Here is a 22029-nt window from a genome sequence, read left to right as displayed (position 1 = left end):
TAAGTGCAAATAACAAAAGGCCAGAGTTTGGGGAAACTCTGGCCTTTTGTTGTCCTTATTGCTCTATTGCTTCACTAGTTACGCTTTAGCTCAATATTGCCGCTAACAGTATCGATTTCTACATCAGCATTACCACCGTTAAGCACAAACTCAAGTGAACGAGCTGGGCCATATTTGGCTTTTTTAACTTGCTCTGAACTTAGCTCATTGGTGATATGGCCGCCAGAATGTGCGTTGATTTCAAACCTTGCTGATACATCCGTAGGGAAATAAAGTTCAATATCGCCGCTAACGCTGTCCATATTTATATTGGCGTTATCCAGTAACTTTGCTGCATATACTGCTATTTCGCCGTTAACGGTAGATAAGCGTAGATCTTTTAACTCTGCCATCTTTAACTCGACTTCGCCATTGACGTTTTCTAAGCGCAGCTCGGTCGCGGTGGTTTGCGTTTTAATTTCGCCATTAACGGCGTTAAATCTTAGCTTACCGTTCGAAGCGATATCCTCAATGTCCCCATTGACGGTTTCAAACTGAATATTGCCATCCAAGTCACGACTATCAATATCACCATTTACGGTTTCTAACGCAATTTTACCGCTGATTTTACTCGCTTTAATATTGCCGTTGACCGTTTTGATACGGGCGCCCGCCGTTAAATCAGCCGCTTCAACATCAACCACCACCCCTTCAAAATTTAACTCACTAGTACGAGGCATATAAATGGTAAGTGTAGAGCCATCACCACCGCCCCAACTTTTATAGCGTCTTGGCATCTTCACGATAAACTCGGTTACCTCGCCAGAGGTCTCTAATTTATAACCCTCAGCTTTATCGTCTAACTCGCCTGTCACTTTAAAAACGTTTTTATCCCATGTCTTTATCGTTACGTCACCGCGCTGATTCTCGATGACAACTTTACCATTTGCAGGAACCGACAGTTCTTTATCGATAGACTCTCCTGCGAACACCATCGCAGGTAGTGCCGTTAGGCCAATAATTAATGCTTTCATCCTAATTCTCCTAAATTTGTTGCCAACGAGGTTGGTGAACCTTATTGATTAAGTCGAGTTGCTGCTGATAAACCTGAGCTAACATTTTTAACAGCGCTGCGTTCTCAGGATCTTGCTTTAAAGACAGCTTGATCGCTTGTTCCGCCTGCTCGAGCTCTTGCAATTGTGCCTGCCAATCAGAAGTCAGCGCTGGCTGCGTTTCATATTGAACCAGTAAAGACTGCTTTTGCTGCTCAAAAAAAGCGCTAATATTAGCCAATGAGTCTTGCTTGGGCTGATTCATAATCACTTGCCAAGCGAGTAAACCCGCAATAGTACACGCCGCAATACCTGATAACTTTTGCCAATTACTTTGTTTTGGCGGCTGCATCGGTTGTGCTTGATTGATTGCACGCTCAACGCCTTGCCATAAGTCACGTTGTGGCTTTGGCTGCGACTGTTCGTCATTCAGTGCGGTATGCATAAATTCATCAAAAGATGGTTTAGTCATTGTTGTACCACTCCTGTAATAAGTTACGTGCTCGGTGATATTGCGATTTACTCGACCCTACGGCCATGTTTAACATATTGGCAATTTCCTCGTGGCGATACCCTTCAACAGCATGTAATACGAAGACCAACCTAGCGCGTTCAGGCAATCTGACAATGAGTTTATCTAAGCCATTTAGCTCTCCTAGCTGCTCAGCACCTTGCTCATCCAGCCCGGATTGTTCAAAGCTTACGACCTTTTGTAACCAGTTCTTTTGCTTTCTAAGATAGCTGATAGCAATATTACTGGTCACACTATGAAGCCAAGTCGTAAATTGTGATTGCCCTCTAAATTGGTCTATCTTTTGCCACAGTTGCACAAAAACTTCCTGGCATGCATCTTCTGCATGAGCGGGCTCAGCGAGCAACCTAAGACACAACGCATATACGCGACGATGGTGTTGCTCAAATAGTTCCCGAAATGCACCTTGATCCCCTTGCTGGCATCTAGCCACTAGCGCATCGGTTTGTTCTTGTGTAAATGCCTCTTTGGCATTAATTATCATGCGTCTGTTCCTTTGGGTTGATTCCTTCATCTTCGCATATCGAATGGAACAAACAAAGTCACCAACGCTCAATTGCCAATTTCTACTTTTTTATAAAGTACTTATTTAGACGCAGGTGAAACCAGAAATGGTTTAAAGGGGTTGGAAAAAATTTTACTCTTTTATTTAGCAGCAAAAAGTGGAGCCTAAGCTCCACTTAGGAAAGTTACTCAGCGCTTTTATACCAGTTGTATTAAGTAAATGATCTATCTTGAAGCGGGGAAATAGCTTTAGTAGCAAGGCAAAAATTTTGCTATTTAGTTGTTCTAAATGAGAAATTTTTAACGAAGCTAATATGCTATTTCACCCTTCAAATTGATTAGAGAATTAATTCAATTGGTATTAGCTTCACTCTCATCTGCTACTTGATATGGTTTATAGTGCCAGCCCTTAAAAACCAATGTTGGCTTTTGCCCTGGCGGCTGCACACCAATACCCGAATTTTTTAATGCTTGATCAAAGTGGATCCCTGTACCACCGGTACCAGTGATAGAAGCCCCTCGAACTGTACCATACAATTGCCCACTGCCATTCAACAGAATAGAAGTTAACGGTGAATAAATGGCAGCATATAAAGAAGACGCGCCGCTGAATACAAAACCATTCGGGCCATCAAATGAAGAATACACACTAAATACCGGCAGTTTGCTCTTCTTGGTTAAGCCTTCTTGCTCAGCAATGACCTTAGCACTTGCGCCAATAGAAACTTTGCCAGTGGTGAACACCGTCAAAGAGCTTTCTTTTTCTATCCAAATATGAGTGTCGCCGGTTAATTTCAGATCCCCATCAATCAACCAAATCACATCGCCACCAGAGATTTTAATCTTTCCGTCAGATCCTAGCTTCAACCCTTTAAATGGAAACGCGAGCTGCGTTTTTTCTGTCGCTGTGCCGAGGTTTTGCTCCACCCCTTGGAATAAATAAATGGTGTGCTCTTTTGCAACATACACGCTTGAGCCATTACGCTCGTAAACTGCCTGTTTAGGTTTAAAGTGTAAGATTTGTTGCGCACCTACATTTAAGGAGGAAAAGTCGTTATTTGGATCAATGATGCTATCCATATTAAAAGGCAACGCCAAAGGATCACATTCTTTATTTGGCCTTGCTGGGTCGTAGTCGGGAGAATCTGGATCGTACACTTTTACCGGCTCAACCACTAAATCTGCGACTCTAAATTTAGCATCGGAGTAATGCACTCCATCTTGAACTTGTAAGCCAGTATCTTTAAATTGACCATTACCAGTATATTGAATATCAAACGCATCACCATTTTGGTTGAGGATCTCAGCACCCCACTCCATTTTGGCATCCCCCATGGTACGCACATAACCTTGGATCTTGCCGCCTCTATGTGTGAAAAATCCTCGGCTATAGACATTACCTTCCACTCGAATACCACTCGATGACGGCGAAATATCTACCCCGGTATTTGACCTAACGTCACCCAAAACCGGTGAAGAACCTTTTAAGTAAATCACACCAGATGCTTCTACATCACCTTTAATCGGAGAGTGGCCTGATAGCACCACGTCTGCATCGCCCACCACAGTGTGTACATCACCATCATGGCTTTTTGTTTCTTCGTAAGTGCCTTTCGATGAATCATAGCTGTCGACAGAGCCACTACCAGAAAGATTCACACCTTTACAACCAGTAACCGCATTTTGGAATATGGACTCTTTTGCTGCTGGCCGCAGCTCGAAGCGCGCAACCAGTCGATGATTTGCATGCTCACCATGGCGTTGACCTAAGCTTTCGATTTCAAATTCGTTGCCATCGGCATTAACCGAAATCTGATATTGCGAATCAGCGACAGCTCCGTTACCCGTTTTACTGATACTACCAATAAGTGTCGCCACATCTTGCGGGTTATTTTTGGCAACCTCTGCATCCAGCTTTTGACGATATTCTCTGATCCCTTGTTCAGCCACTAACCTTGCATTAATGTCCTTTTGGAAGTTACCACTTAATCTTTCTTGTACCACACCTTCCTTGAGGGAAGCGAATACCACAACGCTAGCCATGCCGCCGAGCAGCATCACTTTAACCAGTGTAAAACCTTGTTGTTGTTTCATTGTATTAGCTACCTAATCCAGCGTAAAAATTCATCTGTATGCCTGCACCGTATTGTGTCGGAAAACTACTACCTTGTATTGTCACTGTAATTAACTGACCACTGGCATCGGTTGCAAACACAAGTCCAGTTACCCCTTTCAAAAGATTGATATCACCAGTGCCGCGATCGCACACTAAATACTCACCTTGTAAAAAATAACGCTCAGTGTAGTCAGCAGTGGGTACACTGCCATCACAAGCGGGTACCCCAGCCAATTGGCGGATCGTAATATCGGTGGCCGTCACAGTAGGGATTGCTTGTGTCTGCTTAATGCTGCGCATCATTACTCGATTGGTATATCGAACAATCTCTTGCGATGTTGCAAGCTGCTGGCTTGTCGTCACAGTTTCTTTTATCGACGTATATGACGTTGCAATCCCTATCACCAATACTAACCCCACAACCATGGCAACCATGAGTTCCAGTAAGGTATAGCCCTTCATCTGTTTCATGAGCCCCCTCCAGGTGGTGAAGAGCAAGTATCCACAACATCTGGATAACTGGTAGTCAAAGAAACTTGGTTTTCAGCAGGATTTTCTACCCGCTTATCTTCCCAACTCACTGTAAGCTGCATATTATTGCTATATGTCGCGGGCAGCACTAATGTAAAGCGACTATCAGCAGGATGCAGTTGCTGAATCAGCGGGTTATCAAGCGTCATATCATTGTTGTTATGCTGCAACTCACATAACAAAGGCCATATCCTCTCAATTGCATTTTGGCCATGAATTAACGCCATCGTATATTGAAAGCTATTGGAGGCGAACTGTAATGACTTAAGCTGCGTAGCTGCAAGACCTAGTAACATTAATCCAGCCACCAACATCGACACCACAACTTCAATGAGGGAAAACCCCTTACTTAACTGCAATTTTGTTCCGCCTCAGCTAACCAGCTTTGACCACTGACCAACACACATAAACGGTAATCCTGGGTATCGGCAATGTTGTCGGTGATCAATATATTGTTTGTCGCTAGCACTTCACCACTTTCACGCACCATTTGATCGGCAAGTGCCACTTCTATCGAGCTATGTTTAATAGAAAACCGTCCCACCTCGGTCAATTGGCCATTCTCATTGGTTTTAACAACCCAGTCGCTGCCCTCCACAACCAGTGATACTTGCTGCTCACGTCGTACCGCTTCACTTCGGGCCAAGCGATATACCGCCTGCAGTTGATTAGCATGCGTTGCCAATCGGTCTTGCTGAATTTGCTTTATAAAACTGGGCGCAGCTACAGAAGCTAAAATTGCGAGAATTGCCATCGCAATAAGTAGCTCAAGCAAGGTAAATCCTATGTTTCTATTGCCAGCAATCATTGTTTTTCGGTCCCTGTTCACCAAGATGATTAATACTTAGTACACCACACCTGTCCATCGCTTGTGCTTTTCCTGTTATTGGCGTGGCAGTTAATTGGTATCCCAAATTGCGATATTGCCCCACAGCGCCATTCGGTTTATTTGTTGGCGTATATTTAAATGTATAAAAATCTGACTGCGGTAAGTTAGGAAGCAAATTTGCGTCTGGATAACCACTATTACGGCTATAGATACGCTCAATAACTCCTGCCATTTCCAACATGTTCTGCTGTGCTTGTGAACGGCGGGCATCTTGTACATATTCTACATAAGACGGATATGCTACGCTGGCAGTGATCGCCACGATTGCAACGGCAATTAATAACTCTGTTAGCGTAAAACCTTTATTTACAGACATTTAATTATTCCACCACTATATTGATAGCGCTGTCATTTTATTCCACTTTATGACAGACAAAAGACAAAGAAAAGGGTTAACCTATAATATGTAAACATAACATGGAGCGAAAGTTTCTAAAAAGGAAACTTATTACATCACATTACATCAGTACTACCTTTTGATTTAAGGCAAACTTTGAGCGAGAGGATCATCCATGTCACACCTTAAATTGGTATGAATAAGATTATTATTATGATTTTCTTTGAAGGGTTACTTAATCCAGCCTAAGATTTGGACAACAACAAAACCAATATTCGTGAATTCAATGCACTTGGCATATCTATTAACTGGTTTTTACTTTCCGAACTTCGAGCTAATATAGGTAAATTAAGTGAATAAAAAGCCGTGTATAAAAATACACGGCTTTTTTAAGCTCAATTAAAAATTAAGCTTCAGCAATTACGATTACTTTGATCGTAGCTGTAACGTCAGAGTGTACTTGGATAGCTACATCGAACTCGCCAGTCTCACGGATAGTACCAAGAGGTAGACGAACTTCTGACTTAGATACCTCAACACCTACTGCAGAGATAGCATCAGCAATATCGCGAGTACCGATAGAACCGAATAGCTTACCTTCGTCACCCGCTTTAGAAACTAGAGTTACTTCAGCTAGTGCTTCTAGTTTTTCAGCGCGTGCCTGTGCAGCAACTAGCTCTTCAGCGATTTTCGCTTCAAGCTCAGCGCGACGTGCTTCGAAAGTTTCAATGTTAGATTTAGTTGCAGGAACTGCTTTACCCTTAGGGAATAAGAAGTTACGTGCGAAGCCAGATTTAACATTAACCTGATCACCTAGGCTACCTAGGTTTGCAATTTTGTCTAGTAGAATAACTTGCATGTCTCTACACCTTTTAAAAACTAGTAATCAGCTGCTTACTTGTGTAAGTCAGTGTATGGAAGAAGGGCTAGGTAGCGAGCACGCTTAATAGCAGTTGCTAGCTGACGCTGGTATTTAGCGCTAGTACCTGTGATACGGCTAGGTACGATTTTGCCACTTTCTGTTACGTAGTTTCTAAGAGTAGCCAGATCTTTGTAATCAATTTGTTGTACGCCTTCCGCTTTAAAACGGCAGAACTTACGACGTCTGAAATAACGTGCCATGAGTAATTTCCTCAATTAATTCTTTCAATATGTTGTGCGTGCAATACCAGCTGACTCAAGCCATTTCGGCTCTCGTGGCGATTTATAAAACCGCGAACTTGTAATGCTTGCCCAACGTATAAATGCTCAGTTTGGTTTCGGAACTGTTCTCCACTGGCAACCACTTGAATACGCACGTAGGCATTTCGAGTAAGGTCAGCCTCTAGCTGCATTGATTTGTGCTCAAGTACAAATATACAGTGTGGGATCCCAGCTGGGCTTTGACTAAATTTAGGTGTTTTACATATCACGCCCGAGAGCAGATATTGATTGGTATACAGGTCAACCTGAGTACTCACCATTACCTCGAAAGGTTAGTCAAATCCGAAATCAACAACGATTAAGCAGAAGCTGCTTCTTTTTTCTCTTCTTTTGCAAGAGGAGATGCTTCAGTTACTGCATTTTTAGTACGCATAACTAGGTTACGAAGCACTGCATCGTTGTAGCGGAAAGAAGTTTCAAGCTCGTTGATTACTTCAGTTGGTGCTTCAACGTTCAATAGAACATAGTGTGCTTTGTGAAGCTTTTCGATTGGGTAAGCCAGTTGACGACGACCCCAGTCTTCTAGACGGTGAATAGTACCGCCAGCTTCAGTGATAGCACCAGTATAACGCTCGATCATACCAGGTACTTGCTCACTTTGATCTGGGTGAACCATGAATACGATTTCGTAATGACGCATGGATATTCCTTACGGTTAGTATAGCCTTGTCCCGTTTCGGCCAGTCGGGGTAAGGCAAGGAACGATAATAGTAGGGCCGAAAGAGCGCGTATTTTACGCGTAGCATTAAAATTAAGCAATCAGTTTGTTGTGAAAAATTGGTGGAATAAGACTATATCTGCAAGGTTTTTTTAGAGTGATTGAAAAGTAAGAATATTTAGGAGAGTTGGAGCGGCACACGAGGTTCGAACTCGTGACCTCGACCTTGGCAAGGTCGCGCTCTACCAGCTGAGCTAGTGCCGCATCATATCATATTCTTTATTTTTCCAGTCGAATATAAACTGAGAAGTTTGGAGCGGCACACGAGGTTCGAACTCGTGACCTCGACCTTGGCAAGGTCGCGCTCTACCAGCTGAGCTAGTGCCGCATCACATTCTTTATTTTTTCAGTCGAATATAAACTGAGAAGTTTGGAGCGGCACACGAGGTTCGAACTCGTGACCTCGACCTTGGCAAGGTCGCGCTCTACCAGCTGAGCTAGTGCCGCATTCCATAGTTAGCTCATTATATTGTCGGTAATTACGCAAGGTCGCGTTGATTACCTACTGCAGCTGAGCTAGTGCCACATCACATCATATTCTTTATTTTTCCAGTCGAATATAAACTGAGAAGTTTGGAGCGGCACACGAGGTTCGAACTCGTGACCTCGACCTTGGCAAGGTCGCGCTCTACCAGCTGAGCTAGTGCCGCATTCCATTATTAGCTCGTTATGTTGTTGGTAATTACGCAAGGTCGCGTTGATTACCTACTGCAGCTGAGCTAGTGCCGCATTCCGATGTAGCTCTTAATTTTCCGCTGGGCGCAACTTTGAGGTTGTGTCTAACGTTTTAGCAGCTGAGCTAGCGCCGCGCTTGGGCTAAAAACCCCGCAGGGCTTGTCGTCTCAAGCGGGGCAGGATTCTACAAGATAAAATTTGCTTTGCAAGTATTTTTTTAAACTTTGAAGAATTTTTCTTGGTAAACTTTCAGCTCCATGATGGAGTCTTTGATATCATCCAGTGCTAAGTGAGAGCTTTTTTTCTTTATCTCTCCCAATAGTTCAGGCTTCCAGCGTCTCGCAAGTTCTTTTATCGTACTGACGTCCAAATTGCGATAGTGGAAATAAGCTTCTAGCTCTGGCATGTATTTGTTGAGGAATCGACGGTCTTGACCAATAGAATTACCACACATTGGAGAAGCTCCTGGCGGCACCCACTCTTTAAGGAAATCTAGTGTTTGCTTAACTGCATCTGCTTCCGTGAATTTACTCGCTTTACAGCGAGCAGTCAGACCTGAGCGACCATGTTGATTGGTGCACCACTCATCCATATTGTCCAACAGCTCATCACTTTGATGAATTGCCACTACTGGACCTTCAGCTAAAACATTGAGATCACCGTCTGTGATCACCGTCGCGATTTCTAAGATTTTATCTGTTTTCGGTTCTAGCCCCGTCATCTCTAGATCGAGCCAGATCAAGTTTGATTCATGAAAAGTCATACTTTACCTTAGCGGTACTTTCCTTTAGATCCAATGCAATTAGATATATCATATTAGTTTAAACACTCGACCTAAAGCTTTTTTTACCATGCGCGGCGTTTTATTGATTTATAGCCTAAATTTGAACGCTCTGCACGCCAAAGCTTAAACAGATTATAAACATGGCAAAGAAAAAGAAACTCAGTAAGGGCCAATCCCGTCGGATTAGAGCCAATCATCAGAAGCGAATCGATAAAGCGAAGGAGACAGAAGTATCTGATGTTTCATGGCAAAACGACAACTTGGGGCCAACAGAAGCCGCAGTGGTGATCAGCCGCTTCGGCCAACATGCGGATATAGAAACCACAGACCAAGAAGTTTTGCGTTGCAATATCCGTCGTACCGTAACAAGCTTAGTTTGCGGTGATGAAGTCATTTTTCGTCGTGCCAAGGTCAGTGATGGTGACTTAGCCGGCGTAATTGAGGCTGTGCATGAAAGGCGCACGCAACTCACTCGTCCAGATTTTTATGACGGTGTGAAAGTTGTCGCTGCGAATATTGACCAAATATTGATGGTGTCGGCCGTTGTGCCGGAATTTACCCCTCAAATCATCGATCGCTACTTAGTCGCATGTGAGGATATGGGGATAGAGCCGATTTTATTACTCAATAAAATTGATTTGCTTGACCAAGAAAGCCTCGAATATATTGATGAAGTCTTAGATATATATCGTGAGCTTGGCTATCGCGTACTGTTAGTCAGTACAAAATCAGGCGAAGGCATTGACGAGTTAAAACACATGCTTGAGGACAAAAATAACATTTTTGTTGGTCAATCTGGGGTTGGCAAATCAACGTTGGTTAATACGGTACTGCCCAATGCCGATATTCTCACCAAAGAAGTCTCCGAAAATAGCGGCTTAGGGCAACATACAACCACAGTATCGCGCTTACACCACTTGCCGTCCGGTGGAAACCTGATCGACAGCCCCGGGATCCGTGAGTTCGGCCTATGGCACTTAGACGTGGAACGCGTCACTTGGTGCTTTAAAGAATTTAGGGAGTTTATTGGCGGCTGCCGCTTTAGAGACTGTAAACACCTGAACGATCCGGGATGCTTACTTCGTGAAGCCGTAGATGAAGGTAAAATCAGTGAATTACGTTTTGAAAGTTACCATCGTATTTTAGAATCTATGGCTGATGGCCGCGCAGGTGCGCGCGCGCCGAGAGTCTGATAATATTTGCTAAATTGGCTCAATGACTTGAGCCCGATAGCCACTTCGCAATACAAAAAAGCGAAAGTGACAAGACTAATAATTAGGAACTGTTAAAAGTGAATTTGGATAAACTAAAAATTGCCATGCAATATGCATTACCTAAACATGCGGTTTCTCGTTTGGTTGGTAAGCTTGCCGCAGCAGAAGCTGGCGCCTTAACCACAAAGCTAATTAAGCTGTTTATCAAACAATATAAAATCGACATGAGCGAGGCATTGCACGAAGATCCAGCTCACTATAAAACCTTTAACGAGTTTTTTACCCGTCCACTGAAGCCGGGGATCCGTCCTTTGGCAGAAGATAGCGATATCCTTGCCCACCCAGTTGATGGTGCAATCAGCCAACTTGGTGATGTCATCGATGGTCAGATTATCCAAGCTAAGGGTCACAACTACAGCTTACAGACGCTACTAGGCGGTAAAGAAGAAGACGTTGCGCCTTATGTTGGTGGTAAGTTTGCAACGATTTATCTAGCGCCGAAGGATTATCACCGTATCCACATGCCGGTTGATGGCACACTTCGTAAGATGATTTATGTACCGGGCGATTTGTTCTCAGTAAATCCACTTACCGCGCAAAATGTGCCTAATTTATTTGCTCGTAACGAGCGAGTTGTTGCTATTTTTGACACTGAGATTGGTCCGCTTTCTATGGTATTGGTTGGTGCAACTATCGTTGCGAGCATTGAGACGATTTGGGCAGGTACAGTGACACCACCCGCTGGAAGAGACGTCTTTACTTGGACATATCCAGCAGAAGGTGACAACGCGATAACGCTGAAAAAAGGCGAAGAGATGGGTCGCTTTAAACTTGGCTCTACCGTGATCTTAGCGTGGGGGGCAAATAAGGCTGAGTTCTTAGATGGTCAAAACCCAGAGACCGTCACACGCATGGGTACCCCTTTCGCAAAAATAGCAGAGTAAATTACTTTTATACCAATTTGCTTAATTAAGTGACCTATTTTGAGGCGAGAAAATCTTGTCGATAACAAGGCAAAAATTTTGCTATTTAGTTTGTTCTAAATAAGAAATTTTTAACGCCGTTAGCGTCAGATTTACTCCTTCAAATTGAGCAAGTATTAAGACTAGTTGGTATTAGTGGCTTGAAACTACTTCAAGCCACAACATTCACACTCGGGGTTTTTACTGAGCCCATACTGCTTTTGCTGCAAACTCATAGCATCTAGCGTACAAAATACACTTCCTTGATGATGTCCAAGTAGCACATTTGTGGTCAATAAAGCTTGCTGCGCACCGATCACACCCAGTAATGGACTAATGACGCCAAAGTTGTCACAATTCTCCACAGGAGTTTGCGACCTCTCAGGGAAAACGCAAGCATAACAAGGTGACTCAGCCCTAAAATCAAAGCACATGAGTTGGCCTTGTGTGGCAATCGCAGCTCCTGCTATCAACACCTTTCTCGCTCGATAACAATACCTATTGAGTAAATAACGGGTGGTAAAGTTATCGCTGCAGTCTAGGACAATATCTGCATCATGGAGCAACTCAGCGACGTTTTTATCAGTCAATCTCGCATTAATTGGTGCTAACGTGATCTCGTTATTGAGACTTGCCAGCACCTTTCCTGCCGCTTTGGCTTTTTGCTGACCAAGGTGGTTCACCTTATACAGAATTTGCCTTTGTAAGTTAGACAATTCCACGTCGTCGTCATCAACAAAAGTAAGCTTACCAATGCCACTCGCCGCTAAGTAAAACAACGCCGGGCTTCCCAGCCCACCGCAGCCAATCACAGCCACATGCGCCTGTTTCAATGCGAGTTGGCCTTGCTCACCAACCTCTTTTAACAGCAAATGGCGACTATACCTTAGCCGCTCTTTGTCATTGAGTTCAGTCATGTCTCGCCATAGCTTGCTTTAATTCAAGTACAGCCTGCTGTGGGTCTTGGGCTTCTGTGATAGCTCTTACAACCGCGATACTAGAAACGCCAGTTGCAGCTACTTCTGGCACGCGACTAAGGTCAATGCCTCCAATAGCGACGGTTGGATAGCTACTCTGCATCAAAGGTACAAAGTGCATCAGCTTTTCCAACCCCTGGATTTGGCCGGTCATGTCTTTGGTCGTGGTTGGGTAGATAGCACCAAAAGCCAAATAACTTGGGCGATAGTTATGTGCCCTGAGCATTTCATAAAAACCATGGGTCGAAATACCCAAGCGCAGCCCTGCCTCTTGAATGGCAACAAGATTAGCCTTATCAATATCCTCTTGGCCTAAATGAATTCCATAGGCGCCGTGTTTAATCGCTAACTGCCAGTAATCGTTAATAAACACCTTCGCATCGTATTTTTGTCCAAGTGCAATGGCAGTTTGTATTTCAGCTTCAAGATTAGCTTGCTCTGGATCTTTGATTCTCAGCTGCACCGTATCGACACCTAAAGCAAGACATTTTTCCACCCAATCAGCGCTGTTTACTACTGCATAAAGCCCAATAGGGTCGTCAATGCTGGCAAAGCCCGCGGCAAAATTAAACTCCTCAGGTAATGCAAACTCTAGTTCATCAGCAAGCCAAGAGCCCGCTTCTATCACTTGCGGATAATCATTAAGATCAACAGGGAAACTCGTGTGCGCAACAGGGCCCACACCTTCGCCATAACGTATCGCCGCTTTTAACCCAGCGTTGATATACGCTTTTGCAAGAATAAAGGCATCTTTAAATGGGTACTCCTTGGCCATACATGCCGCGATCACTGACGATAAACTACACCCAGTACCGTGGCTATGCGGTGTTTGAATTTTCTCATTGCCAAGCCAATACTCAGTATCTCCCGCTAAGCCATAATCAATGCAGTAGCCTTTTGGGTAATCCCAATGACCACCTTTAATGATCACCGACTTTGCACCGAATTCACGCAATTTGGCAGCAGCCTCTTTTACCGCATCAGGACCTATCAAATACACGCCTGTCAGCAGCTGAGTTTCGTGTGTATTGGGTGTAATGATATCCACCAGCGGTAATAAATGGGTTTTTAACGCATCCACCGTGTCTTCTTCGGTTAATGAATCCCCGCTGGTCGCGATAGCCACAGGGTCATAAACCACGAGCGGCGGCTTTTCCCATGTTGCTTTATAATGCACGAGGTGCTCAGCAATCAGTTGGATCTGCTGAACATTGGCGAGCATGCCAATCTTTATCACCGTTGCAGGCATATCTTGCGAAAGCGCCGTCAGCTGAGAGTCGATAACCGTGGTCGATACCGGGTTTAGCGCTTCCACCCCTAAACTATTTTGCGCCGTCAACGCAGTTACTACGGTACAACAATGAACATTAAAGCTCTGCGTTGCTTTGATATCCGCTTGAATACCAGCGCCGCCGCCAGAATCAGAACCCGCAATACTCCAAACGATATGTGACAAAGAGAACTCCTTATATAGTTATCCGCAATTCAAGTTAGTTTGCGTGCCAAAAAGGCATGCCTAAGGTTGGCGTAGAAGGTGATGCCACCTCTTTTTGTGGCATTGCTTTTGCCAAATAAGACAGGCGCCCTGCAACCGTGCTGGCTTCAAACGCTTTTGCCATGGTGATAGGACAACCCGCCCCTGCCACTGCCGAATTTAATAGTACGGCATCATAACCTAGCTCAAGTGCTTGGCAAGCATGAGACGGCAAGCCGAGTCCCGCGTCCACAATCAAGGTTTGATGGGGCAAACGTGTGCGAATGGTTTGTAGGTTATATGGATTTAACAGCCCTTTTCCCGTACCAATTGGCGCGCCCCATGGCATTAAAACTTCACATCCAAGCGCATCCAAACGCTGACATAGCACCAAATCATCAGTGCAGTAAGGCAATACTTTAAACCCTTCTTTTATCAAGATTTCGGTGGCTTCGAGCAATGCAATTGGGTCTGGCTGCAAGTTATATTCATCGCCAATAAGTTCAAGTTTAATCCAATCAGTGGCAAACACTTCCCGGCACATCTGCGCCAAAGTCACCGCTTCTTTTACGCTATGACAACCAGCTGTGTTTGGTAAGACTCGTAGTTCCATCTCTTTGATAAGCGACCAAAAGTCATCACCCGCCTGCTTAGTTTGCTGGCGTCTCAGCGACACAGTAACAATTTCAGCACCCGAGGTGGCGATAGCCCCCTGCATTACCTCTGGAGAAGGATAAAGTGCCGAGCCAATTAGCATGCGGCTAGTAAATTGTTCACCATAAATAGTGAGCTTAGTATCAGTCATAGACTGCATGTTTATCCCCCTTGAATTGGTGATAAAAGCTCAATCTTATCACCGTCGCTCAATGTCACGCTTGGCAGCTCCGTACGGGAAACAAAAGTACCATTAAGCGCGACGGCAAAAGGCGGTTTGGCACCTCTGGCTTCAATAAATTCCTGAATATTTTGCTCGCGGTTGATATTAATCGTTTCGCCATTAAATTCGACTTTCATAATAACTCCTTAGATAGTGCTTGTTTCACGATAAGCGGTGCTAGCAAATAACCGTGTCTATATAGGCCATTGATACTGATCACATTACCTTGCTGTTCAATTTTGGGGTGATTATCTTTAAAGGCAGGTCTAAGTCCTGCTAATAAAGACAATACTCGCGCTTCGGCAAACCCACGATGAACCGAATAAGCAGCAGAGAGTAATTCGAGTGTAGAACGTACCGTTATCTCATCATTATCTTGCGACTCAATTTCCGTCGCACCAATAACAAACTGATGATCTGGTTTTGGCGCAATGTAAATGGGGTATCTTGGGTGCATCAAGCGCACAGGTCGGGTCAAGGTCACTTCTGGGGCATAAATTCTCGCCACTTCGCCGCGCACGCCACGAAGCCCATTACACGTGGCTTTCGCGCCAAGACCGCGACAGTCAATCACCCAATCATACGCTTGACTAAGCTGCGCCTTTTTCGCTTCATCACAATGGACAGCGTAGTTAATCTCTACCCCTTGCTTCATCAATGTTGCCGTACTACTTTGATAAAACGCCTGATTATCAAGCTGGCCTTCGCAAGGTAAATACAAACCTTGATGGAACACACCACCAAGTTCTGGTTCCAATTGCGCGATCCGAGCACCATTCACCACTTCCGCGCTATGATCTTGTAACGGCTTTAAGCGCTGCTGAAAACTCACTAAATCACCACGGTCTTGGCCATGCGCCACAATAAGGGAGCCTTGCTGCTGGAAAAATACTGAGCTTTCCAGTTTAGCCAGTAATTGTGGCCAGAGTTTCATGGACTCCAGCCCCTGCAGTGCCAACGCCTCATCGCATATCACAGACTCAGCCAACGGCGCTAACATGGCCGCCGCCACACTACCTGCTGAGCTCTCAGTACCTTGCTTTGCTTGTTCAAATACGCTGATTTGATAACGCTCAGCGAGCATCAATGCAGCGATACGCCCTGTTAAGCCAAAACCCAAGATAGCAACACGTGCTTGAGTAGACATAGCTACACTCCTAAAGTTAGCCACCCGACAGGCATCAAGGTGGCTATGATGGGTTAGGTTATATCGCTTTGTGGTAAAGCTCAGAGCCCGACTGCTTAAACTCTTCTGATTTTGCTTTCATCTCGGCTTCAACATCCACCATTTTAATGCTGATCTCTTCACCTACATTATTAGGATCAATACCTCGCGCTTCTAATTCTTTTGCATAGTCACGCACATCCTGAGTGATCTTCATTGAGCAGAATTTTGGACCACACATAGAGCAGAAGTGAGCGACTTTGCCCGACTCTTGTGGCAAGGTCTCATCGTGATATTCTCGAGCACGCTCTGGATCTAGACCGAGATTAAACTGATCGTGCCAGCGAAACTCAAAGCGCGCTTTAGACAACGCATTGTCACGAACTTGAGCCCCCGGATGGCCTTTCGCCAGATCCGCTGCATGCGCCGCTATTTTGTAGGTGATCAGGCCTTCTTTTACATCTTCTTTATTCGGTAAGCCTAAGTGTTCTTTTGGTGTCACATAGCACAGCATCGCACAGCCATACCAAGCAATTTGCGCCGCACCAATCCCTGAAGTAAAGTGATCATAGCCCGGAGCGATATCGGTAGTGAGTGGGCCAAGCGTGTAAAACGGTGCTTCATCGCAGTGCTTTAGCTGCTCTTCCATATTCTCTTTGATCATATGCATCGGCACATGTCCTGGGCCTTCAATAAAGACCTGAACATCGTGTTTCCACGCAAGCTTGGTTAACTCACCAAGGGTACGCAGTTCGCTAAATTGCGCTTCATCATTGGCATCGGCAATAGAGCCCGGACGCAAACCATCACCCAATGAGAAACAAACATCATACTGTTTTAAAATTTCACAGATTTCTTCAAAGTGCGTATAGAGGAAGTTTTCTTTGTGATGCGCTAAACACCACTTCGCCATAATTGAACCACCGCGAGACACAATACCTGTCACGCGTTTTGCCGTCATCGGCACGTAACGCAGTAGTACTCCCGCGTGGATAGTAAAGTAATCCACGCCTTGCTCAGCTTGCTCAATCAAGGTATCGCGGAAGATCTCCCACGTTAGGTCTTCGGCAACGCCATTGACTTTTTCTAGTGCCTGATAGATTGGAACCGTACCGATTGGCACGGGAGAGTTACGTACCACCCACTCGCGGGTTTCATGAATGTAGCGCCCTGTCGACAGATCCATTACGGTATCTGCACCCCAACGGGTCGACCATACCATTTTTTCTACCTCTTCTTCGATAGAGGAGGTCACTGATGAGTTACCTATATTGGCGTTAACTTTGACTAAGAAGTTACGTCCGATGATCATCGGTTCAGTCTCGGGGTGATTGATATTGTTTGGCAGTACGGCACGGCCACGGGCAATCTCATCACGGACAAATTCAGGCGTAATAAACTCAGGAATACTGGCGCCAAACGATTGACCTTTGTGTTGCTGCGCGAGCAATTCTTCACGCAACTTAGCACGTCCCATATTTTCACGGATCGCCACATATTCCATTTCAGGCGTCACTATCCCTTGGCGGGCGTAGTGCATTTGTGTGACATTTTTACCCGCCTTGGCACGGCGAATTTTAGGTAAATGTTCAAAGCGAATATGATCAAGCCCTTCATCCGCCATACGCTGCTGGGAAAACTGTGACGTCACCGACTCTAGCATTTCGGTATCATCGCGCTCAACTATCCACTGCGCTCTAAATTTAGGAAGACCAGCACGAACGTCAACCGGTACTTCAGGATCTGTGTATGGACCTGAAGTATCATAAACACGAATGGGATCGTTTGATTCAAATACCGGATTTTCTTCGGTGCCACCTACAAACGAATCACTTAGTGTGATTTCACGCATACCAACGCGTACGCCTGCTTGTTCACCCTCCACATAAACTTTATGTGAGTTTGGAAAAGGTTGGCCTTTAAGATTATGGATAAATTCTGCCGCGGCTGCTCGCGCTTCACGACGACTTAGCTTGCTACTATTATTTGACATGACGTCCCTCTTATTTTCATACAAAGGTGTCTTGTCAGATCTCCAAAAGGAGAGAGACGAGGATAGTCCTCGGGTAAGGTGGATAGCAATAAACCACTATTGCTACAGACAAACGCAGCGCGTTTGCTGTCTTGTTCCCTACGCAGGCATTAACCTGATCAGGTCCACGGATCCCGCAAAATGCGATCTCAGCCCGACTATCTGCAACAAATTTGTTGCAAAAACTCAAGGCACTCCGACAAGTAACGAATTAGCGCCAGTCTACTTGCTAACACGAAAGCTCGCAAGCACTGACACTGGAATTCTTATTTTCAGCTTATTGTTTAATAAAACTAAACTGAGGTTTTCCTTTCAAGGTCAACTTATTAGCATTCACTTCAAGCAAGACACCAATTTGTAATTGGTTAATAAGCTGCGACTCAACCTGAGCGATTTCTTCACCACAGTACTTACGCGTCATGCCTAAGTTTTTAACTTTTAGCTGCCCTTCGACAATTTCGCCTTCACCAAAAAAGCGATTACAACCCGCAAAACCATTGACTTGCAGCGCATCAATAAAGCGAATATCAATAGGCTTTTCACCAAGTCTGACGTCTGATTGTAACTGCGCAATATTTTGGCCGTTGATACTCTGTAACTGCCAAGCGGAATACTTAAGCGCTTCCGTGTCTACCTTCCCTGTCGATATACATCCACTGAGCGCCATTATTGCGCCGATTATGCTGATGAATTTCATGGTAAACCATCTATTTTATGCCCTGACTTTATTATAACGTTTCAAGACGCAAAAATTGCAGTAAAATTCTGTAAAATTGTCTTACCTGAATGTTTTAACACCAACTATTTCACAAATTGCTGCTCTTCAAATAAATGAGTAATAGCCTCAGGTAAAAACGGCCTACCACGCTCGTTGAGTGACGTGCCGGTGACAATAGCATCTAACATCAGTTTATTGTCATACGCTCTGATTACTTTTTGTTTAAAGGCAAATTTAACTTTGCTCTCGCGCTCAAGCGCAACTTCTACGTAAAATTCATCGCCTGGTCGTAGTGAGCCTCGATAATTCATTTCACTACGAATAACGACTAAGTTTATTTTTTGCTCTGCAAGTGCAGCAAAGTCAACGTTATTCGCTAATAAAAACTCATGTCTTGCATGCTCTAAATAATTAAAATATACACTGTTATTCACGATACCTTGTAAGTCACACTCGTAGTCTCGGACTTTAAAATCAACTTTAAAACTCATTTCTGACCTGTTTGTTTAGTATTAACGGGCTAACATATAACACAATTTCACTGTTAACTGGTCTGGCTTTTGCTAAACTGTGCCCAATTAAAAATGGGACAAAGATTAAGCATGAAGTTAAAACTCTCTACGATCACCTTGGCATTGCTGCCATTTTTATCTCATCAGGCGCTTGCCGACGATAACTTGGAAACCATAGTCGTCACAGGTGACTTCCAAAATGAAACGATCCAGACATTAAGCGCAAGCGCGTCAGTAGTTGACGAGCTCACGATTAATAAACGCGGCGCGCAATATTTAGATGAAATATTGGGGGCCACTGCCAATGTTAACTTTACAGCTGGTGCGGCTCGTGGTCGCTTTATGCAGATCCGTGGCGTTGGTTTACGTTCACAATTTGTTGATCCCATTTATCCCAGCGTTGGATTATTAATTGACGGTATTAATTACTCAGGATTAGGCGCCAGTGCGCTGCTATTTGATACTGAATCTGTAGTCGTGTATCGCGGCCCTCAGGGTACTAAGTTCGGCTCAGATGCTTTAGCAGGAATCGTTGAAGTAAACACCCAAGCCGCTACCATAGCGCCATCATTAAAAGTGAAATTAGGTGCGGGCAATTACGGTAGCTATGAAGCTGGACTGGCTGCGGGCACAGGGTTAAGTGACAACACAGCAGCCCGTGTCAGCCTTTATCAACGAGAGTCAGACGGCTACGTAGATAATCTTTATCTAAATAAACCCACTCAGCAACAAGACGAACAAATAGCGAGAGTTAAACTTAACTCTCAAGTGAGCGACAACCTTGCGCTAGAGTTCGCTTATCACCATATTGACACTGAAAATGGTTACGACGGTTTTACCTTGGATAATTCACGTAACAGCGTCGCTGATACCCCGGGCCAAGACAACCTCAGCTCAGATGCGTTTTCACTACGCGGAATTTATACGCGCGCAGACTTATTCAATGTAGAATTTAAAATATCTGGGCTAGATGCTGACACTTTATATAGCTACGACGAAGATTGGGTATGTAATGACGCAACTAAACCTGCGCTGTGTGCAGCAGGTTTGCACCCAGAAGGATATAGCTCAACCGACGCCTATGAGCGTAACCACGAAAAAGGCAACATAGAGTTTTTACTCAAAGACAAACAAAATGATTGGGTTGTGGGTGTTTTTGCAAAACGTAACGATGTTGATTTAACCCGTCACTATACTTGGCTTGATAACCCATTTACGTCTGCTTACACCGTAGAAAGCAACGCAATTTTTGGTCAATACGTACACCATCTATCTGACAAAACCCGTCTTATCGGTGGCCTTCGCGCAGAGCAATATGATGCTGACTACCTAGACAGTAACGGCTTTAGCATTGAAACCGATGATGTAATGTGGGGTGGAAAAATTGCACTTGAATATCAAGCAGTGCCTCGCACTATGATCTACACCAGCCTTACTCGTGGTTACAAAGTGGGCGGTGTAAATGGTGAGGCTCTGGCAAAAGCCAAAGATGAAGGTTTAAACATTCCGGCCGAACACCATTACTTTGACCCTGAATACGTTTGGAACGCAGAGTTTGGTGTAAAGGGTGAATCTGAAGACAAACGTCACCTCGTGCGGGTTACCGCTTTTTATATGCAACGTGACGACATCCAACTAAAGCAATGGCAAGTTTCTAACCAGCAGTTTGCAGGCTACATCGACAACGCCAGTAAAGGCAGTAACTACGGCCTAGAAGTTGAAGGTAACCTACAATACACTGACCGCCTTGGCTTTAGCTATAGCGCAGGTTACTTAGAAACAGAAATTGAAGACTTTGTGGCTGCAAGCGGTCAAAACTTGGATGGTCGCGACCAAGCGCAAGCACCAAATTATCAATACTCATTTGCCATCAATTACGAGTTAATGGATAACCTAGTGGTTGAAGTAGGCGTTGAAGGCAAAGATAATTATTACCTATCAGATAGTCACAACGAACAAGCACGCAATCATAACCTGATAAACGCAAGCCTTAGCTACTATGGCGACAACTGGTCATTAACGGCTTGGGGTAGAAACCTAGCAGACGAAGACATTGTGGTACGTGGCTTTAGATTTGGTAATAACCCATTAGATGGCTGGCAAAATAATACCTATGTACAGTACGGCGAGCCTCGCGTTTATGGCTTAAGTTTTACCTACGAGCTGTAGTACGACTCGTTTATCATCTACACACTAGGCGATAAACGAGCACACAAAGAAAAAAGGGGAACGTAAAACTAGCGTAAAACGTTCCCCCTCACCGCAAAAACTCAAAAGCAATTACTTTTTATTCCATGCTTGGGGCACTGGAATACACCAACTCAACCAGATTATTCATCGTCTTTGATTTTTGCATGTAAGCCTTTTCCATATGGGCAAGCTCTTGCAGTTCAAACAAGGTTGTTTCCACCAGAGCTAACCATTTAGTTGTGGTATCTGGCACCTCGTCACCCTGCCTTGCCGCCTTCTTGAGGGCATCGTAATAAATCGTTAAGTCATGATATTGGCGTAGATAATCCATATTGCTCTCCAACATGTCACTTTATTTCACACTAAAGTAACAAAAGCTTCGTGCAAAAATCTGCGCGAAAAAAGTTTTTTTTAATTTATGTGTAAATTATTTAAGAAGGCTACACTCGTCATCACAACACCTCTGTTAAATACCAAATTACTCACCTCAGGCTTCGCCTAAAAAATCGAGCGAAGACTTATTAAATGCAACAAAATGTTCATTTTTAGGCGGGCTACTCTTGAAAAAGAAATTTTCTACGATAGACT

Annotated in this window: 25 protein-coding genes, 4 tRNA genes and 1 riboswitch; of the genes, 3 read left to right on the top strand and 26 right to left on the bottom strand. The window is 44.3% G+C overall.

The window, feature by feature from the left end:
* Positions 1 to 74 precede the first annotated feature (74 nt).
* The 17 genes from L1D50_RS00145 to orn all read right to left on the bottom strand — a co-directional run bounded on the left by L1D50_RS00145 (position 75) and on the right by orn (position 9299).
* Positions 75 to 1013, bottom strand: coding sequence for a DUF4097 family beta strand repeat-containing protein (locus L1D50_RS00145; RefSeq protein ID WP_128728848.1), 939 nt, complete (start codon positions 1011 to 1013; stop codon positions 75 to 77).
* A gap of 10 nt (positions 1014 to 1023) precedes the next feature.
* On the bottom strand, positions 1024 to 1503 hold the full coding sequence (locus L1D50_RS00140; RefSeq protein ID WP_128728849.1) for a hypothetical protein: 480 nt from the start codon (positions 1501 to 1503) through the stop codon (positions 1024 to 1026).
* Positions 1496 to 2047, bottom strand: coding sequence for an RNA polymerase sigma factor (locus L1D50_RS00135; RefSeq protein WP_128728850.1), 552 nt, complete (start codon positions 2045 to 2047; stop codon positions 1496 to 1498). The genes L1D50_RS00140 and L1D50_RS00135 overlap by 8 nt, the downstream gene beginning before the upstream one ends.
* Positions 2048 to 2418: 371 nt before the next feature.
* On the bottom strand, positions 2419 to 4161 hold the full coding sequence (locus L1D50_RS00130; RefSeq protein ID WP_138525006.1) for a polymer-forming cytoskeletal protein: 1743 nt from the start codon (positions 4159 to 4161) through the stop codon (positions 2419 to 2421).
* Positions 4162 to 4165: 4 nt separating this feature from the next.
* On the bottom strand, positions 4166 to 4654 hold the full coding sequence (locus L1D50_RS00125) for a prepilin-type N-terminal cleavage/methylation domain-containing protein (RefSeq protein ID WP_128728852.1): 489 nt from the start codon (positions 4652 to 4654) through the stop codon (positions 4166 to 4168).
* Entirely contained in the window at positions 4651 to 5073 is a 423-nt protein-coding gene (locus L1D50_RS00120; protein WP_128728853.1) for a prepilin-type N-terminal cleavage/methylation domain-containing protein, read from the bottom strand. The genes L1D50_RS00125 and L1D50_RS00120 overlap by 4 nt, the downstream gene beginning before the upstream one ends.
* Positions 5064 to 5522, bottom strand: coding sequence for a GspH/FimT family pseudopilin (locus tag L1D50_RS00115; protein WP_128728854.1), 459 nt, complete (start codon positions 5520 to 5522; stop codon positions 5064 to 5066). Before L1D50_RS00115 ends, L1D50_RS00120 begins: the two co-directional genes overlap by 10 nt.
* On the bottom strand, positions 5506 to 5919 hold the full coding sequence (locus tag L1D50_RS00110) for a type IV pilin protein (RefSeq protein WP_128728855.1): 414 nt from the start codon (positions 5917 to 5919) through the stop codon (positions 5506 to 5508). Before L1D50_RS00110 ends, L1D50_RS00115 begins: the two co-directional genes overlap by 17 nt.
* Before the next feature lie 427 nt (positions 5920 to 6346).
* Positions 6347 to 6799 carry a 50S ribosomal protein L9 gene (gene rplI / locus L1D50_RS00105; RefSeq protein WP_010368808.1) on the bottom strand — a complete coding sequence of 151 codons (453 nt, stop codon included), beginning with the start codon at positions 6797 to 6799 and terminating at the stop codon, positions 6347 to 6349.
* A 35-nt stretch (positions 6800 to 6834) separates the two neighbouring features.
* Positions 6835 to 7062 carry a 30S ribosomal protein S18 gene (gene rpsR, locus L1D50_RS00100; protein WP_002962753.1) on the bottom strand — a complete coding sequence of 76 codons (228 nt, stop codon included), beginning with the start codon at positions 7060 to 7062 and terminating at the stop codon, positions 6835 to 6837.
* A gap of 11 nt (positions 7063 to 7073) precedes the next feature.
* Positions 7074 to 7403: a primosomal replication protein N gene (priB, locus tag L1D50_RS00095; protein WP_088531731.1), complete on the bottom strand. Its 330-nt coding sequence runs from the start codon at positions 7401 to 7403 to the stop codon at positions 7074 to 7076.
* A gap of 38 nt (positions 7404 to 7441) precedes the next feature.
* Entirely contained in the window at positions 7442 to 7783 is a 342-nt protein-coding gene (gene rpsF, locus L1D50_RS00090) for a 30S ribosomal protein S6 (RefSeq protein ID WP_010368810.1), read from the bottom strand.
* A gap of 206 nt (positions 7784 to 7989) precedes the next feature.
* Positions 7990 to 8065, bottom strand: a tRNA-Gly gene (locus L1D50_RS00085).
* A 48-nt stretch (positions 8066 to 8113) separates the two neighbouring features.
* A tRNA-Gly gene (locus L1D50_RS00080) sits at positions 8114 to 8189 on the bottom strand.
* A gap of 43 nt (positions 8190 to 8232) precedes the next feature.
* Positions 8233 to 8308: transfer RNA gene (locus L1D50_RS00075), tRNA-Gly, on the bottom strand.
* A gap of 127 nt (positions 8309 to 8435) precedes the next feature.
* A tRNA-Gly gene (locus tag L1D50_RS00070) sits at positions 8436 to 8511 on the bottom strand.
* Positions 8512 to 8753: 242 nt separating this feature from the next.
* Positions 8754 to 9299 carry an oligoribonuclease gene (gene orn, locus L1D50_RS00065; protein ID WP_010607090.1) on the bottom strand — a complete coding sequence of 182 codons (546 nt, stop codon included), beginning with the start codon at positions 9297 to 9299 and terminating at the stop codon, positions 8754 to 8756.
* Between the two features lie 161 nt (positions 9300 to 9460).
* Between orn and rsgA the strand changes: the two genes are divergently transcribed.
* Both rsgA and asd read left to right on the top strand, forming a co-directional pair.
* Positions 9461 to 10513 (top strand): small ribosomal subunit biogenesis GTPase RsgA, encoded by a 1053-nt coding sequence (gene rsgA / locus L1D50_RS00060; protein WP_010607089.1) that lies wholly within the window; start codon positions 9461 to 9463, stop codon positions 10511 to 10513.
* 98 nt (positions 10514 to 10611) lie between these two features.
* On the top strand, positions 10612 to 11478 hold the full coding sequence (gene asd, locus L1D50_RS00055) for an archaetidylserine decarboxylase (protein WP_239965266.1): 867 nt from the start codon (positions 10612 to 10614) through the stop codon (positions 11476 to 11478).
* Positions 11479 to 11663: 185 nt separating this feature from the next.
* On the opposite strand, the gene L1D50_RS00050 is transcribed toward asd, so the two are convergent.
* From L1D50_RS00050 to L1D50_RS00015, 8 genes are all read right to left on the bottom strand, one after another.
* A complete protein-coding gene (locus L1D50_RS00050; RefSeq protein WP_128728856.1) occupies positions 11664 to 12413 on the bottom strand; it encodes a HesA/MoeB/ThiF family protein in 750 nt (249 codons plus the stop codon).
* Positions 12406 to 13929: a thiamine phosphate synthase gene (gene thiE, locus L1D50_RS00045; protein ID WP_239965265.1), complete on the bottom strand. Its 1524-nt coding sequence runs from the start codon at positions 13927 to 13929 to the stop codon at positions 12406 to 12408. Before thiE ends, L1D50_RS00050 begins: the two co-directional genes overlap by 8 nt.
* 34 nt (positions 13930 to 13963) lie before the next feature.
* Positions 13964 to 14761 carry a thiazole synthase gene (locus tag L1D50_RS00040; RefSeq protein ID WP_138522745.1) on the bottom strand — a complete coding sequence of 266 codons (798 nt, stop codon included), beginning with the start codon at positions 14759 to 14761 and terminating at the stop codon, positions 13964 to 13966.
* A gap of 2 nt (positions 14762 to 14763) precedes the next feature.
* The gene (thiS, locus tag L1D50_RS00035) at positions 14764 to 14961 is read right to left on the bottom strand and encodes a sulfur carrier protein ThiS (protein ID WP_010368823.1); all 198 of its coding nucleotides are present in this window, start codon (positions 14959 to 14961) and stop codon (positions 14764 to 14766) included.
* Positions 14958 to 15971 (bottom strand): FAD-dependent oxidoreductase, encoded by a 1014-nt coding sequence (locus tag L1D50_RS00030; RefSeq protein ID WP_138522744.1) that lies wholly within the window; start codon positions 15969 to 15971, stop codon positions 14958 to 14960. The genes thiS and L1D50_RS00030 overlap by 4 nt, the downstream gene beginning before the upstream one ends.
* 58 nt (positions 15972 to 16029) lie before the next feature.
* Positions 16030 to 17982: a phosphomethylpyrimidine synthase ThiC gene (gene thiC, locus L1D50_RS00025; protein WP_239965264.1), complete on the bottom strand. Its 1953-nt coding sequence runs from the start codon at positions 17980 to 17982 to the stop codon at positions 16030 to 16032.
* Positions 17983 to 18100: 118 nt separating this feature from the next.
* Positions 18101 to 18230, bottom strand: a riboswitch (TPP riboswitch).
* A 68-nt stretch (positions 18231 to 18298) separates the two neighbouring features.
* Positions 18299 to 18718, bottom strand: coding sequence for an META domain-containing protein (locus tag L1D50_RS00020; RefSeq protein ID WP_128728861.1), 420 nt, complete (start codon positions 18716 to 18718; stop codon positions 18299 to 18301).
* A 104-nt stretch (positions 18719 to 18822) separates the two neighbouring features.
* The gene (locus tag L1D50_RS00015; protein ID WP_128728862.1) at positions 18823 to 19230 is read right to left on the bottom strand and encodes an acyl-CoA thioesterase; all 408 of its coding nucleotides are present in this window, start codon (positions 19228 to 19230) and stop codon (positions 18823 to 18825) included.
* A gap of 111 nt (positions 19231 to 19341) precedes the next feature.
* Here L1D50_RS00015 and L1D50_RS00010 point away from each other — a divergent pair, with 111 nt between their 5' ends.
* Positions 19342 to 21420 (top strand): TonB-dependent receptor, encoded by a 2079-nt coding sequence (locus tag L1D50_RS00010; protein WP_239965262.1) that lies wholly within the window; start codon positions 19342 to 19344, stop codon positions 21418 to 21420.
* A 118-nt stretch (positions 21421 to 21538) separates the two neighbouring features.
* On the opposite strand, the gene L1D50_RS00005 is transcribed toward L1D50_RS00010, so the two are convergent.
* Positions 21539 to 21772: a hypothetical protein gene (locus L1D50_RS00005; protein ID WP_010607079.1), complete on the bottom strand. Its 234-nt coding sequence runs from the start codon at positions 21770 to 21772 to the stop codon at positions 21539 to 21541.
* Positions 21773 to 22029 lie beyond the last annotated feature (257 nt).

It is taken from the genome of Pseudoalteromonas sp. Isolate6, from assembly GCF_022398435.1.
Lineage (GTDB): Bacteria > Pseudomonadota > Gammaproteobacteria > Enterobacterales > Alteromonadaceae > Pseudoalteromonas > Pseudoalteromonas galatheae.
The sequence above is the reverse complement of the archived record's forward strand: the minus strand, read 5'-3'. Positions and strand labels throughout refer to the sequence as shown.

Excerpts from the sequence above, each read along its gene's own strand:
- L1D50_RS00145 (WP_128728848.1), bottom strand. The coding sequence starts at position 1,013 with ATGAAAGCATTAATTATTGGCCTAACGGCACTACCTGCGATGGTGTTC.
- L1D50_RS00140 (WP_128728849.1), bottom strand. The coding sequence starts at position 1,503 with ATGACTAAACCATCTTTTGATGAATTTATGCATACCGCACTGAATGAC.
- L1D50_RS00135 (WP_128728850.1), bottom strand. The coding sequence starts at position 2,047 with ATGATAATTAATGCCAAAGAGGCATTTACACAAGAACAAACCGATGCG.
- L1D50_RS00130 (WP_138525006.1), bottom strand. The coding sequence starts at position 4,161 with ATGAAACAACAACAAGGTTTTACACTGGTTAAAGTGATGCTGCTCGGC.
- L1D50_RS00125 (WP_128728852.1), bottom strand. The coding sequence starts at position 4,654 with ATGAAACAGATGAAGGGCTATACCTTACTGGAACTCATGGTTGCCATG.
- L1D50_RS00115 (WP_128728854.1), bottom strand. The coding sequence starts at position 5,522 with ATGATTGCTGGCAATAGAAACATAGGATTTACCTTGCTTGAGCTACTT.
- L1D50_RS00110 (WP_128728855.1), bottom strand. The coding sequence starts at position 5,919 with ATGTCTGTAAATAAAGGTTTTACGCTAACAGAGTTATTAATTGCCGTT.
- rplI (WP_010368808.1), bottom strand. The coding sequence starts at position 6,799 with ATGCAAGTTATTCTACTAGACAAAATTGCAAACCTAGGTAGCCTAGGT.
- rpsR (WP_002962753.1), bottom strand. The coding sequence starts at position 7,062 with ATGGCACGTTATTTCAGACGTCGTAAGTTCTGCCGTTTTAAAGCGGAA.
- priB (WP_088531731.1), bottom strand. The coding sequence starts at position 7,403 with ATGGTGAGTACTCAGGTTGACCTGTATACCAATCAATATCTGCTCTCG.
- rpsF (WP_010368810.1), bottom strand. The coding sequence starts at position 7,783 with ATGCGTCATTACGAAATCGTATTCATGGTTCACCCAGATCAAAGTGAG.
- orn (WP_010607090.1), bottom strand. The coding sequence starts at position 9,299 with ATGACTTTTCATGAATCAAACTTGATCTGGCTCGATCTAGAGATGACG.
- rsgA (WP_010607089.1), top strand. The coding sequence starts at position 9,461 with ATGGCAAAGAAAAAGAAACTCAGTAAGGGCCAATCCCGTCGGATTAGA.
- L1D50_RS00050 (WP_128728856.1), bottom strand. The coding sequence starts at position 12,413 with ATGACTGAACTCAATGACAAAGAGCGGCTAAGGTATAGTCGCCATTTG.
- L1D50_RS00040 (WP_138522745.1), bottom strand. The coding sequence starts at position 14,761 with ATGCAGTCTATGACTGATACTAAGCTCACTATTTATGGTGAACAATTT.
- thiS (WP_010368823.1), bottom strand. The coding sequence starts at position 14,961 with ATGAAAGTCGAATTTAATGGCGAAACGATTAATATCAACCGCGAGCAA.
- L1D50_RS00030 (WP_138522744.1), bottom strand. The coding sequence starts at position 15,971 with ATGTCTACTCAAGCACGTGTTGCTATCTTGGGTTTTGGCTTAACAGGG.
- thiC (WP_239965264.1), bottom strand. The coding sequence starts at position 17,982 with ATGTCAAATAATAGTAGCAAGCTAAGTCGTCGTGAAGCGCGAGCAGCC.
- L1D50_RS00020 (WP_128728861.1), bottom strand. The coding sequence starts at position 18,718 with ATGAAATTCATCAGCATAATCGGCGCAATAATGGCGCTCAGTGGATGT.
- L1D50_RS00015 (WP_128728862.1), bottom strand. The coding sequence starts at position 19,230 with ATGAGTTTTAAAGTTGATTTTAAAGTCCGAGACTACGAGTGTGACTTA.
- L1D50_RS00010 (WP_239965262.1), top strand. The coding sequence starts at position 19,342 with ATGAAGTTAAAACTCTCTACGATCACCTTGGCATTGCTGCCATTTTTA.
- L1D50_RS00005 (WP_010607079.1), bottom strand. The coding sequence starts at position 21,772 with ATGGATTATCTACGCCAATATCATGACTTAACGATTTATTACGATGCC.